Source organism: Catenuloplanes nepalensis, assembly GCF_030811575.1.
Taxonomy (GTDB): domain Bacteria; phylum Actinomycetota; class Actinomycetes; order Mycobacteriales; family Micromonosporaceae; genus Catenuloplanes; species Catenuloplanes nepalensis.
In genome coordinates, this window is record NZ_JAUSRA010000001.1 from 3118485 (window position 1) to 3131554 (window position 13070).

General features: G+C 71.0%; 12 protein-coding genes and 1 pseudogene. 5 read left to right on the top strand and 8 right to left on the bottom strand.

The features are described 5' to 3' along the window. Window positions 1-67: 67 nt before the first annotated feature. The 5 genes from J2S43_RS13235 to J2S43_RS13255 form a co-directional block, all read right to left on the bottom strand. Entirely contained in the window at window positions 68-2041 is a 1974-nt protein-coding gene (locus J2S43_RS13235) for a beta-galactosidase (RefSeq protein ID WP_306829279.1), read from the bottom strand. A gap of 1 nt (window position 2042) precedes the next feature. Then, window positions 2043-2894, bottom strand: coding sequence for a carbohydrate ABC transporter permease (locus tag J2S43_RS13240; protein WP_306829280.1), 852 nt, complete (start codon window positions 2892-2894; stop codon window positions 2043-2045). Continuing rightward, entirely contained in the window at window positions 2891-3802 is a 912-nt protein-coding gene (locus tag J2S43_RS13245; protein WP_306829282.1) for a carbohydrate ABC transporter permease, read from the bottom strand. Before J2S43_RS13245 ends, J2S43_RS13240 begins: the two co-directional genes overlap by 4 nt. 57 nt (window positions 3803-3859) lie before the next feature. Continuing rightward, window positions 3860-5215 carry an extracellular solute-binding protein gene (locus J2S43_RS13250; RefSeq protein ID WP_306829283.1) on the bottom strand — a complete coding sequence of 452 codons (1356 nt, stop codon included), beginning with the start codon at window positions 5213-5215 and terminating at the stop codon, window positions 3860-3862. A 306-nt stretch (window positions 5216-5521) separates the two neighbouring features. Then, the gene (locus J2S43_RS13255; protein ID WP_306829284.1) at window positions 5522-6532 is read right to left on the bottom strand and encodes a LacI family DNA-binding transcriptional regulator; all 1011 of its coding nucleotides are present in this window, start codon (window positions 6530-6532) and stop codon (window positions 5522-5524) included. 283 nt (window positions 6533-6815) lie between these two features. On the opposite strand from J2S43_RS13255, the pseudogene J2S43_RS13260 reads away from it, so the two are divergent. From J2S43_RS13260 to J2S43_RS13270, 3 genes and pseudogenes are all read left to right on the top strand, one after another. Beyond that, window positions 6816-7037, top strand: a pseudogene (locus J2S43_RS13260) (phenazine biosynthesis protein PhzF); the annotation flags it as partial. A gap of 53 nt (window positions 7038-7090) precedes the next feature. Next, a complete protein-coding gene (locus J2S43_RS13265) occupies window positions 7091-7396 on the top strand; it encodes a DUF7701 domain-containing protein (protein ID WP_306829285.1) in 306 nt (101 codons plus the stop codon). Between the two features lie 157 nt (window positions 7397-7553). After that, window positions 7554-8774 (top strand): PQQ-dependent sugar dehydrogenase, encoded by a 1221-nt coding sequence (locus J2S43_RS13270; RefSeq protein ID WP_306829286.1) that lies wholly within the window; start codon window positions 7554-7556, stop codon window positions 8772-8774. A gap of 152 nt (window positions 8775-8926) precedes the next feature. On the opposite strand, the gene J2S43_RS13275 is transcribed toward J2S43_RS13270, so the two are convergent. Next, window positions 8927-9814, bottom strand: coding sequence for a LysR family transcriptional regulator (locus tag J2S43_RS13275; RefSeq protein WP_306829287.1), 888 nt, complete (start codon window positions 9812-9814; stop codon window positions 8927-8929). 140 nt (window positions 9815-9954) lie between these two features. Here J2S43_RS13275 and J2S43_RS13280 point away from each other — a divergent pair, with 140 nt between their 5' ends. Beyond that, on the top strand, window positions 9955-11061 hold the full coding sequence (locus J2S43_RS13280; protein ID WP_306829288.1) for an aldo/keto reductase: 1107 nt from the start codon (window positions 9955-9957) through the stop codon (window positions 11059-11061). 160 nt (window positions 11062-11221) lie between these two features. On the opposite strand, the gene J2S43_RS13285 is transcribed toward J2S43_RS13280, so the two are convergent. Continuing rightward, window positions 11222-11419, bottom strand: a complete 198-nt coding sequence (locus tag J2S43_RS13285; RefSeq protein ID WP_306829289.1) for a LacI family DNA-binding transcriptional regulator — start codon at window positions 11417-11419, stop codon at window positions 11222-11224. 66 nt (window positions 11420-11485) lie between these two features. On the opposite strand from J2S43_RS13285, the gene J2S43_RS13290 reads away from it, so the two are divergent. Next, on the top strand, window positions 11486-12166 hold the full coding sequence (locus tag J2S43_RS13290; protein ID WP_306829291.1) for a flavodoxin: 681 nt from the start codon (window positions 11486-11488) through the stop codon (window positions 12164-12166). Between the two features lie 4 nt (window positions 12167-12170). Here the strand turns inward: J2S43_RS13290 and J2S43_RS13295 are convergent, their stop codons facing one another. Beyond that, a complete protein-coding gene (locus J2S43_RS13295; protein WP_306829292.1) occupies window positions 12171-13055 on the bottom strand; it encodes an SDR family NAD(P)-dependent oxidoreductase in 885 nt (294 codons plus the stop codon). Between the last annotated feature and the right edge of the window lie 15 nt (window positions 13056-13070).

Here is a 13070-nt window from a genome sequence, read left to right on the forward strand (position 1 = left end):
GGCCGGTTCCGCCGTCGCCGCCGCCGCGCTGAAGCCCGGTGACCAGGGACTCGGGATCACCTCCTGGTCAGAGACGTGCGGAGCCGCGGTCGAGCGCGACCGCGCCGTACCCGGGGAGGGTTGCCGGGTCGTGCGTCGTGCCGGTGAGCACGTCGCGGCCGGTGTGCGGGGTGGAGATCGGGTGGGGGTTGTGGTTGATCAGGAAGAGCAGGTCGCCGCGGGTCTGCGCCTCCACACCGGCCGGGAGGTCGGCGAGCGGCGTGGCGACGGCGGCGTCGGCGAGCACGGCGGCGGTGATACGTGCGATCGCGGCCGGGTCCGGGCGGGTGGCCACGTACCAGCAGAGGCCGTTGCCCGTGGTGTTGCGGGTGACCGCGGGTTCGCCGTCGAGGTCGCCGCCGTGGAACCGGGCGACCGCCTTGGCCGTGCGCAGCTGCAGGAATTCGGTCCAGAGCGTGCCGGTGACCGTGCCGAGCCGGTCGCCGGAGGCCTCGACGACGGTGCTGCCGGCCAGCGGCCCGAACTCCTCGACGAGCAGCCCGGCCGTGTCCCGCAGGCCGCCGAGATAGCCGCCGAGGTGGGCCTGGTCGTGCTGGTCGACGAGGCCGGAGCCGTAGGTGAGCAGCAGCGAGCCGCCGCGGGCGACGTAGCCGGCGAGGTTCTCCGCGGCGGTGTCCGGGAGCACGTACAGATGCGGGGCGAACACCGCGGCGTACGGGCTCAGGTCATGGGCCGTACTGACCACGTCGACCTGGAGGTTGAGGGCGTAGAGCGCCTCGTACCAGTCCTCGACGCCGGCGACGTAGTCGAACGTCCGCGGCAGCGCCTCGCCCTCCAGGCCCCACCAGCTGTCCCAGTCGAACACGACCGCGACCCGGCCGATCTCACGAATGCCCGCGACGCTCTTCAAAGAAACAAGATCCGCGCCCAGGCCGACGACGCTGCGCCAGACCCGGGACTCGGTGCCGATGTGCGGGAGCATCGCGGAGTGGAACTTCTCGGCGCCGCCGCGGGACTGCCGCCACTGGAAGAAGTTGATGCCGTCCGCGCCGCGTGCGACCGCCTGCAGCGACACCGCGCGCATCTGCCCGGTGGGTTTGCGCAGGTTGGTGGGCCGCCACTGGACGTGGCCGGTGGCCTGTTCCATCAGCATCCACGACTTGGCGCCGGCGAGGCCGCGCATCAGGTCGCGGCTGAACGCGGCGCGCATCGGCGCCCGCGCGTCGGCCGGGTCGTAGTAGTTGTCGTCCGAGACGATGTCGACGTGCGGGGCCCAGCGCCAGTAGTCGACCGGCTTGAACGCGCCGATGAAGTTCGTCGTGACCGGCACGTCCGGGGTGATCTCGCGGAGCACGTCCTTCTCCGCCAGGAAGCACTCCAGGAGCATGTCGGAGGAGAAGCGATGGAAGTCGAGCAGCTGCGTCGGATTGCGGAACGACGGCGCCTGCCGTGGCGGCAGGATCTCGTCGAAGCCGGCGTACCGCTGGGACCAGAACGCAGTGGCCCAGGCCTGGTTGAGCGCGTCGATGCCGGTGTAGCGGTCACGCAGCCAGTCCCGGAACGCGACGGCGGCGGGCGCGGAGTAGTCGAGGTTGGTGTGGCAGCCGTACTCGTTGTTGATGTGCCACATCTCCAGCGCCGGGTGGTTGCCGTACCGCTCGGCCATCGCCCGTACCAGCCGGAGCGCGTGGCGGCGGTAGACCGGGGAGGACGGGGCGTAGTGCTGGCGGGAACCGGGCCACAGCGGCTGCCCGGCCTCGTCGGCGGGCAGCATCTCCGGGTGCGCGGCGGTCAGCCAGGGCGGTGGCGACGCGGTGGCGGTGGCCAGGTCGACGCGGATGCCGTTGGCGTGCAGCAGGTCCAGGATCCGGTCCAGCCAGCCGAAGTCCCACTGCCCGTCGGCCGGTTCGAGCATCGCCCAGGAGAAGACGCCGACCGTGACCAGGTTGACGCCGGCCTCGGTCATCAGCCGCACGTCCTCGGCCCAGGTCTGCTCGGGCCACTGCTCGGGGTTGTAGTCCCCGCCGTAGTAGATGGTCATGTCAGCCCTTCACTCCGCCGTCGGCCAGCCCGGACTGCCAGTACCGTTGCAGGAACAGGAACATGGCGATCAGCGGCAGCGTGGAGACCATGGCGCCGGTGATGACGCTGGAGTAGAGCGCCTCGCCGCCGTTGCCGCGGGTCGCGGCCGACTGCCACTGCGCCAGCCCGACGGTCAGCGGGAGTTTGTCGGTGTCCTGCAGCATGATCAGCGGCAGGAAGTAGTTGTTCCACGTCGCGACGAGCGTGAACAGCAGCACGGTGACCATGCCGGGCGCGAGGATGCGCGCGCACACCTGCCAGAAGATGCGGAACTCGCCTGCGCCGTCGATGCGCGCGCTCTCCAGCAGGCTGTCGTCGATCGCGCTCTGCGCGTAGACGGTCATCAGGTACAGGCCGAACGGGTTGACGATCGACGGCAGGATGATCGCCCACGGCGTGTTGGTCAGGCCGGCGTTACTGAACAGCAGATAGGTCGGGATGGCCAGCGCGGTGGTCGGGATCATCACGGCCCCGAGCACGATGTTGAACAGCAGCCTGCCGCCGGGGAAGGTGTACTTCGCGAACGCGTACCCGGCCATGGTGGCCAGCACGGTGGCGCCGACCGCGCTGAGCCCCGCGTAGGCGAACGTGTTGACCAGCCAGCGGACGAACACGCCGTCGTCGCGGGTGAACACCGACCGCAGGTTGTCCCCGAGCGCGAAGTCCCGGTCGAACCACAGGCCGAACGAGCGGAACAGGCCGCTGTTCGACTTCGTGGACGCGACCACCAGCCACACCACGGGCAGCAGGAAGTACGCGAGGACGCCCAGCATGAGCACGGTGAGCAGGTTGCTGCGGCGGGGCGCGCTCATCGCTGACGCTCCCGGCGCTGCGTGCTGAGCTGGACCACGTACGAAACGATCATGATGAGGATTCCCAGGAGGAAGGACACGGCGGCGGCGTAGTTGAGCTCGCTGCGGCTGAAGGCCAGCGTGAAGGCGTACAGGTTCGGTGTGTACTCGCCGGTCACCACCACCGGGGAGATCGACTTCAGCAGCTGGGGCTCGGTGAAGAGCTGGAACGAGCCGATCACCGAGAAGATCAGGGTGAGCAGCAGCGACGGCCGGATCGACGGGATCTTGATGCTCCAGGCCAGCCGGAACTCGCCGGCCCCGTCCATCCGTGCGGCCTCGTAGATCTCGGCCGGGATGGCGCGCAGCGCCGCGTACATGATGATCATGTTGTAGCCGACGAACGACCAGGTGACGATGTTGCCGATCGAGGCGAGCATCCACCCGGACGACAGGAACTCCGGCACCGGCAGGCCGAGCGCCCGGCCGGCCTGGGCGAACGGCCCGAAGTCCTGACCGTAGAGGTAGCCCCACATCAGCGCCGCGATCACGCCCGGGATCGCGTACGGCAGGAAGATGCCGAGCCGCACCAGCGACGCGAACCGCAGCCGGCCGCTGTCGAGCACCAGCGCGAACAGCAGCGCCAGCCCCAGCATGACCGGCACCTGCACCAGCAGGAAGAGCGTGACGCGCAGGACGCCCCGCAGGAACCGCTCGTCCTGGAGCGCGCGCACGTAGTTGTCCAGCCCGACGAAGGCGTTGCCGCCGATGAGCTGCTCGCGGAAGAAGCTGAGGTAGCCGGCGTAGAAGAGCGGAACCAGCAGCATCAGAACGAAAAAGACGAAGAACGGGGCGACGAAGAGGTACGCCGCGATGCGTTGCCGGCGGCGCCAGGTCGGCGCCGATGCCTTCTCGGCGGTGGTGGTCATGATCATCTCTTCTGGAGGAACGGGCGGGCGCCGCCCCGGAGAGCGGCGCCCACGTGCTTAGGAGACGGTGAAGCCCTGGCTCTTGGCGTACGCCACGACCTCGTCCTGCCACGCGTCGAGCGCGCCGGTCAGGCTGCCCTTCTCGGTCAGCGCCTTGCCGAACGTCTGGTTGTAGCTCTCGAACACCGGGTCCATGAACGGCAGCCACTGGAAGTCGGTGCCCACCGTCGGCGAGATCTCGGTGAACAGCTTGGTGACCTCCTGGCCACCGAAGAACTCGTTCTTGTTACCGGTCAGCGCCGGGTCGCTCAGCGCGGAGACGGCGGCCGGGAACAGCGGGACATCGGTGCCGAGCTTCACGGCCGAGGCGTGGTCGCCGTTGAGGAACTCGGCGAACTTCGCGGCCGCGATCGGGTTCTTCGACGACTTCAGCACCGCGTTGGCGGAGCCGCCCACGTTGCCGGACGCCTTGACGCCGGCGGTCCACTGCGGCAGCTCGGCGGCGCGCCATTTGCCGGCCGTGTCGGCGGCGGTGCCCTGCAGAAACACCGGGCCCCAGGCTGCCGACGTCCAGGAGGCGTACTTGCCGTTCGCCAGACCCTGGAACCACTGGTCGGTGAAGTCCGGGTCGGTGGAGACCAGGTCCTTGGTGACCAGGTCCTGCCAGTACTGGGCGACCTGCTTCATCTCCGGGCTGTTGAGCTTGACCGAGACGGTCTCCTTGCCGTCGTAGGAGAACGGCCGCGCGCCGGCCTGCCAGAACAGGCCGAGCGTGGCGCTGGCGTTGCTGGGCGAGATGTTGGTGATGTACTGACCGGCGTCGGCCTGGTGGACGGCGGCCGCCGCGGCGGCGAAGTCCGCCCAGGTCGCGGGCGGGGTGACCTTGGCCTTGTCGAAGATGTCCGTGCGGTAGAGCAGCCCGAGCGGGCCGGTGTCCTGCGGGATGCCGTAGATGCCGTTGTCCGTGGCGACCTGGCTCCAGGCGAACGGCGCGAACAGGTCCTTGCTCGCGGCCGCGCCGTACGGCGTCAGATCGGCGAGCGAGTCTTCCAGGATGAACGAGGGCATGTGGTGGTACTCGATCTGGGCCACGTCCGGAGCGCCCTCGCCGGCCTTGATGGCGCTGCGCAGCTTCGTGTAATAGTCGGGCCCGGAGCCCGCGTCGACCAGGTTGACCTTGATCGCCGGGTACTTCGCCTGGAACAGGTCGATCTCCGGCTGCAGCTTGTTGGCCTCCCAGAACGTGAGCGTCGTGGGGGTGGCCATCGCCTTGTCGATCTCCTCCTGGGAGACCGGCGCCGCGGCGGCCGGTGAATCGTCCCCGGAGTCGCCGGAGCAACCGGTCAGCATCAGGGCCAGGGCTACCGCGCCGGCGCCGAGCGCGGCGGCGGGCCTGCGGTGGAATGCGTGCATGTCGTTCTCTTTCGTCGGTTCCCCGGTGCCGGGGGAGCGGTGCCGGTCGGACAAGTCGCTCAACGATTAACGTGCATTCAAGGTCAAACGGGCGCAGGTCCTCGGGTGGGCATGCAGCCCGTGGTCAGGCGTCCCAGCTGCGGCTCGGTGCCCTCCGAGCTGCTCACCGGCAAAAAGTTACCGGTAACATTTCAATGTTGCGTAACGGTAAGTGGCGGATGACGCGAACGCAAGACCCTGGACCCCGTATCGACGTGGGAGACGGGCCGCGGCGAGGTCGGCCCCTACTTCGACACGGGCGCTGAGTCAGCGCGACGACGCGCGCGCCACGAACGACACGCCCATGTCCGTGTCGACGCCGCTCGGCGTCCGGCCTTCGATCTGCTCCAGCAGGCGATCGACGAGGTGCCGGCCCTGTGCGGGAAAGAGGAGTCGGACCGTGCTCAGCGGCGGGATCGTGTAACCCGCCTCGGCGATGTCGTCGAACCCGACGACGCTGATGTCGTCCGGCACCCGCACGCCCCGCTCCCACAGTGCGCGCAGCACGCCGAGCGCCATCTGGTCGTTCGCTACGAACAGCGCGGTCACGCCCGAGTCCGGCGGCAGCCGCAGCGCCGCCTGGTAGCCGTCGGCCGGGGACCAGCCGTCGGACACGGTCGTGATCCGGGGCAGGCCGTGCTCCACGACGAACCGGTCGTAGGCCGCGGACCGGTTGAATGCCGAGATCCACTCGGCCGGGCCGGCGATGTGCGCGATCCGGCGGTGGCCCAGGCCGTGCAGGTGATCCAGCGCCAGCCGGGCGCCGACGACGTTGAGCGACTCGGTGGCGGGCGTGCCGTCGTAGAGCGGCTCGGTGTCGACCACGATCGGGATCTGGAAGTCCGTGGCGTCCAGCGCCGCGGCCATCCGCAGCGTCGGGGCCAGTGCCAGCACGCCTGCCAGTTGCTGCTGGCCGAGCAGCTCGATCGCGTGCGTGATCGCGGCGTCGTCCCGCGGATCGAGCGCCACCGTGTCCAGCACGTAGCCGGCCCGGCGTGCCTCGTCGGCCGCGCCCTGCACGATCTGGCTGGGGCCCATCTCGTGCAGCTCGTAGACGAACGCGCCGATCCGCTTCGAGGTGTTCGTGGCCAGCGCGCGGGCGGTCGGGTTCGGCTTGTAACCCAGTTCCGCGATGGCGGTCTCGACCCGTACCCTCGTGGGGGGTTTGACCCTTTCGCCCTTGAGCATGCGGGAGACCGTCTGATGTGAGACGCCGGCGTGCCGTGCGACATCGTAGATCGTCGGGCCGCCACGGGCCGCCGACCGGGGCAGCACCATGACGCCCTCCCTCCGCTGCCCGAATCCTAACCAGGCCGGCCGCGGCCCGATCCACAACGCCGCTCGCCGAACGCCCGGAGGACGCGGGCGCAGGTCAGTCCGCCGGAGTCGGTGCTGATGAAACCCGGCGTTGTGCCGAACGCCCGCGGCGAGGGAGCCCGCGACCCGGGGTTCGCTCGGCGCGCCACCTCGCCGGCCACCCCAGCATCGGCGCCGCGGTGGCGCTTCTGCGGCGTGGGCGGGTGCCGGCCGGTGAGGTGGTGATGGAGTGCGAGGCGGGGCTGCGGCCGCGCTCGGACTCGGCGCCTGGCTGGTCGCCGCCGGTCTGCTGCCCGGTGACGGCGACAGCGCCTACGTCGTCCGGCGGGGCGCGGAACTGGGCCGCCCGTCCGTGCTGGAGTGCACGGTCAGCGCGTCCGGTGGCGTACCGGTCGGCACCACCGTCGCCGGGCACGTGGTCCCGGTCGCCACCGGTGAGATCATCGCACTACCCGCCGGCCACTGACGCGGTGGCCGGTGGAGCGAGCGGAACAGCGGCTGCGATTCCTGGGGAGAATGATGAACTACGTCGGCAGAGCACGACTGGAACTGTCGAAGCGCATCAAGGTCGGCAAGGGCCTGATGCGTGTCTACACCGTGCTGGTCCTGGTGAAGGGCGAGGAGACGACCCTCGCGGATGTGCACGATGCGTGGGCCGTCAGCGTCGATGAGACCTGGGACCGGGAGAGGTTCGGCGACCACCGCTCGGTCGTGCCCTTCGATGAGCTGAGCCCGGAGACACAGGCCAAGGACCAGCACTACGTCGACGCCATCCGGGCGGCCGCCAGGGCTCTGAGGCAGCCGCTCGACGATCCGCGGCCGTAGCCGGGTGACGGCCGCGCCGCCTCCTCCCGTGGGCCGGGCGGAGGCGGCGCGGTTCTGCTGATCGCCGGATATCGCTCGGCTATTCATATAGGCGAACGTTGATGTAATGTGGGAGCGCTCCCGCAATGCGCCCTCCACACTCATCGAGGAGCCGACCATGTCGCGACGGAGTCGTCGCCCGGCCACCATGCTGGCCGGCCTGCTCGTTCTGGTCCTGACCGCGTCGGTGGTGCCCTCGGCGTCCGCGGCCGGCGTCGCCGACGCCTCGCGAACCCCCGCGGTGCCGCTCACGGAGCTGACCGTGGCTTCCGAACGGGTGGCTTCCGGCCTGCGGCGGCCGATCGCGATCACCGGGCTGCCGGACGGCCGGATGCTGATCGCGGAGAAGAACGGCACCGTCCGCGCCTACCACCCGGACGCCGGCCTGGCGGCCGACCCGGTGCTCGACCTGACCGCCCGGGTCGACACGTCGAACAACGAGCGCGGCCTCCTCGGCATCACCCCCGCGCCGGACTTCGCGCGCACCGGGATCCTCTACGTGGCCTACACGAGCCTGCCGGCCGGCGCGCTGACCCTGGCGCGCGTGCCGCTCGGCGCCCCCGACCGGTTGCAGGTGCTGCTCACCCAGGAGCACGCCGAGTACGGCAACCACAACGGTGGGCAGGTCGCGTTCGGCCGCGACGGCTACCTCTACTGGTCCACCGGCGACGGCGGTCACGCGAACGACCCGTACAAGGCGGGTCAGGACCTCGGCACTCTGCTCGGCAAGATCGTGCGGATCGACGTCAACCGCGCCTGCGGTGCGACGGCCTACTGCGTTCCCGCCGGTAACCCGTTCGTGCGTACGCCGGGGGCGCGGCCGGAGATCTGGCTCTACGGACTGCGCAACCCGTGGCGCTTCTCCGTCGACCCGGCCGACGGCTCGCTCTGGATCGGTGACGTCGGCCAGGGCCTGGTCGAGGAGATCAACCACATCCGCCCGTGGCAGGGCGGGGCGAACCTCGGCTGGTCCTGCCGGGAGGGCACCCCGATCTTCGACCCGGAGCAGTGCCGGCCGGGCGTGCGGTACACCGATCCGGTCTTCGAGTACGACCACCTCAACGACAACTGCTCGGTCACCGGCGGCGTGGTCTACCGGGGATCCCGTACCCCCGAGGCCCGGGGTACGTACATCGCGAGCGACTACTGCTCGACCCGCGTGTTCGCGGTGCGCCCCCGGTCCGGCGGCGGCTACGACTCCGCCGTCATCGGCAACCTCCCCACCCAGCCCACCGCCATCGCCACCGACGTGCACGGCGAGCTGTACTCCCTGAGCGACCTGCCGGGCTGGCTGAACAGGGTGTGGTTCGAGCACGTCCCGCCGCCCGCCGCCGGCTGACCGGCGACCGCATCTCGATCCGGGAGGAACTGAGCCCCGGTCATCGCCAGGGACGTGCCCCGGCCCGCGAGCGGGGATGCGCGGTGGCCAGCCGGGCCGGCAGACCGAGTACGACAGGGTGGGGAACGTCGTGATCGGTGGCCGGCCCGACCTCAGCCGTCGCGCCAGGCGGCTTGGCGCGCGAGGCGGCGGGCGGTGGCGACGAGCAGGCCGGTGCCGTCGGACGGTGGGGCGCGCCAGGTGAGTCGTAGGCCGATGCTGGGCAGCGCGTCGGTCAGCGGCAGGCAGCGAACGCCGGGTAGCCGGCGTGCGACCGAGGCGGGCAGCACCATGAAGCCGCCTCCTCGGAGGTTCTCCGCGGCGGCGCGCAGGCCGGGCAGCGGATTCTCCCAGACCTCGACATGACGGCCCGTGCCGCGGACCGCGGTCAGGATGGCGTCGTAGTAGCGCGGGGCGAGTCGGCGCGGAAAGAACTGCATCGTCTCCCCGTGCAGTGCGGACATCGTGATCGCCCTGCGTGCGGCGAGATGATGCTCGGGATGCACCACCGCCACCAGGTGATCCTGTCGCAGCGCGACGGAACGGGTGCCGCGCGGTGCGGTCACGAACCGGCCGAGGGCCGCGTCCAGTGTTCCGTCGGCCAGCCCGGCGGTCAGCTCGTCGTCCCAGGCCTCCCGTGCTTCGATCCGGACGTGCGGGTGCTGGTCGCGCATGGCGGCGAACAGCGCGGGCATCTCGTCGAACGACGTGGTCACGGTGTAGCCGACGCGCACCAGGCCCAGACCGACCCGGCGAGCGCGCTCGACCACCTGGTCGGCGTCCGCGAGGACCTGGCGGGCGGCCTCGACGAAGACCCGGCCGGCCTCGGTGAGCCGCGTCGGGCGACGGCTGAACAGATCAACGCCGATCTGCCGCTCCAGCTCGCGGATCTGGCGGCTGAGCGGAGGCTGGCTCATGCGCAGACGATCGGCGGCCGCTTGGAAGCTGCCCGCGTCGGCCACCGCGACGACGTACCGCATGAGCCTCAGATCTACCGACATGCCTGCAGGGTATGTCGATGGATCGAACGGGTGTGGGCGCGATGCCGACGGCCGCGTGACACTGGCGTGCAGTGATGGCCGTCACGATCTTCGTCGACCCGGTGCGCCGGGTGCCGTTCACGACATGAGCAGGAGCCGACATGACGCAGGAGGACACGCCGGTCCGCCGCCGGTCCGTATTCAAGGCGGGAGGAGTCGCGTTCGCGGCGAGCCTGGGAGCAGGCGGCGCGCTGACCGAGTCCGCGGCGGCCGGTGCGGTTGCGGGAGGCCCGGCCGCTTCGGATCTGATCACCCGGCCCGTCCCGCGTACCGGGCAGCGGCTGCCCGCCGTCGGCCTGGGTACCTTCATGACCTTCGATACCCTGCCGGGCGCCGGCCGTGACCATGTGCGTGAGGTGCTGCGCCGGCACTGGGCCGGTGGTGGGCGGGTGGTCGACACCTCGGCGCTGTACGGCGCGTCGGAGGCGAATCTCGGAGCCGCCGCGCGGCAGCTCGGCATCACCGAGCGGCTCTTCGTCGCCAACAAGGTGTGGGCCACCGGCGAGCACCTCTGGGACGACAGCCACGCCGAGCACAGTCTCGCCCGCTCCCGCCGCCGGCTGGCCCGGCAGCGGCCGCTGGACCTGCTCCAGGTGCACAGCCTGGTGAACGTCGACGTCATGGTGCCGCTGCTGCACGCGTGGAAGCAGGAGGGCCGGATCGGGCACCTCGGCGTCACCCATCACGAGGCCGCCTATCTGCCGGCGTTGACGTCCTGGATACGCCGGGGCGAACTCGACTTCGTGCAGGTGCACTACTCCATGGCGTTCCGCGGCCCGGAGCGGGAGCTGCTGCCGGCGGCCGCGGGCGAGGGGACGGCCGTTCTGGTCAACATGGCGTTGGAGAAGGGACGCCTGCATCAGCTGGTGGCCGGGCGGCCGCTGCCCGGCTTCGCCGCCGGCCTGGGCATCACCTCGTGGGCGCAGTTCTTCCTCAAGTGGGTGCTGGGGCACCCGGCGGTGACCTGTGTTCTGCCGGCCACGTCCCGGCCGGAGCATGTCACCGACAACCTCGCCGCCATGCGTGGGCCGCTACCCGACGCCGCGACGCGGGACCGGATGTCCGAGTACATGGCCACCGTCCCCGGCTTCCACGAGGTGAGCCGGGCGCCGTGGTATCCGGGTCGGAGCTACCCCGGCCTGGTCGCCCGGTCGCAGGCCGCGATCCGGGCACGCAGTCCCTGGTGGGCGCCGGGGCCTTCCGCCTGAGCGCGAGAAGGCGCTGCGCAGCGGCGGGCGGCCGATCCGGCCATCCGTGCGCAGTGGCGCGTGCTGACCACGCTGCCGAGACCGAGCCGAGGGTACGGTGACTCGCTCGGTCTCGGCACGAGTGCCGGCCGACGACCACGGTCGGTACGCTGCGGCCACCTCACGTCTGCCCACGTAGCCCGCGGGCGGCGGTGGACGGCCGGTACCCGAGGTCGGCGATGGCCTGCCGCGCCCTGGTGCGCATGGCCGGGCTCGCGCCGTAGGCATCGCGCAGCACCTTGGACACCGCGGTGGTGGACACCAGGGCGTGGCGCGCGACGTCGACGTTGGTGACGCGCCGGGACGCGGGCTTGTCCATCAGGTCTCCTCTGCGACTCGGGGTCGGCGAGGCGTACTGATCAGCGTGGGAAGCCGGTCGCACCCCGTGTCGCCGGCCGGACATGCGCGCGCCCGTTTAGTGCTGGTGGGCCTGTCCGGGCTTAGCCTCGTCGCCGCGTGCGACCCGCCGTCGTCGGTGACCGAGGGCGCACCTCCGGTGACCGGTACGTCGCCTTCGCCTGTCTCGTCCGGCGCGCCGGGTCCCGGCGGGCGCGTGCTGCTGGCGTACTTCTCCCGCGCCGGCGAGAACTACTACGACGGCGGACGCCGCACGCTCGAGATCGGCAACACCGAGGTCGTCGCCGGCATGATCCGGGGCACGATCGGCTGCGACGTCTACCGCATCGACGGCGCCGAACCGTACTCGGACAGCTACGACGAGACGGTGGCCCGCAACGTGCGCGAGCAGGACGACGACGCCCGGCCGCGCATCACCGCGCCGCTGCCCGCGCTCGACGGCTACGACACGGTGATCATCGGCAGTCCGATCTGGAACGTGCGGCCGCCGATGATCATGACGACGTTCACGGAGGCGCTCGACTTCACCGGCAGGACGGTCTTTCCGCTGGTCACCTACGCCGTCAGTCGACTCGGCCGGACCGAGGAGGTCTATCGGGACACGTGCCGTGGCGCGGAGTTCGGCGAGGCCCTCGCCATTCGTGGCGAGGAGGCCATTGGCGGTCTCGCCACCGTGCAGGACTGGTCGTCTCGCATCGGTCTGCGCTGACGGGTCACAGCGTGACCGGTTCGCCGACCAGCCGGGCGCTCTCCGCCCAGAGCCGGTCACAGCGCGCGGCGTCGGTGGTGTGCGGTGCGGTGGTGACCGGTCGCCGTTTGACGAAGAACCGTCCGGTGATGCCGTCGACCTCGGGCGCGCTCGCGAGCCAGGCCGGTGTGTCGGCGCCCGCGTCTGGGCCGCCCGGAGAGAAGAGCAGTTGCGAGATCGTTCCGAAGGCTCGGTTCAGGCCGCGCTGATGGGCGAGGCCGAGCCGGGTGCCGCGGATGATGCCGGGATGGGCGCCGTTGACGGTGATCCGGGTGCCGTGCAGGCGGCGGGCGAGGGCGTAGACGAACATCGCGTTCATGTTCTTGGTGCGCGCGTAGCCGACGAACGCGCGGAGGCTGGGCGCCGGGCCGAGATCATGGCTGGTGTTCCGGTCGAGGTCGTCGACGTCGATCGGCATGCGGGCCAGCCCGCCGGGCGAGCCGCCGACCACCACGAACCGTGCCGTCCGGCTGCCGATCGGCTTCACCAGCGAGCGCAGCAGCAGGTAGGGCGCGAGATGGTTGGTGGCCAGGGCGCGCTGGTGTCCCTCCGGGGTGCGGTCGGCGGCGTCGGCGACGACGGCGGCGTTGCAGATCACGATGTCCGGTGGCGAGTCGGCCAGTCGCCCGGCGAGGTCGCGGACCTCGCCGAGCAGTGACAGGTCCGCCCGCTCCGGGTGAAGCCCGGCATCCGGGACGCCGGCGAGGATCCGCCGCCGGGTCTGGTCGAGCCGGGCATCGTCGCGGCCGACGAGGGTGACGTGCACTCCGTCGGCGGCGAGCCGGCGGGCGATGGCCTCGCCGATGCCGGAGGTGGCACCGGTGACTACGGCGCGCGTTGCCGGTGGCATGGCATCCACTCCTAT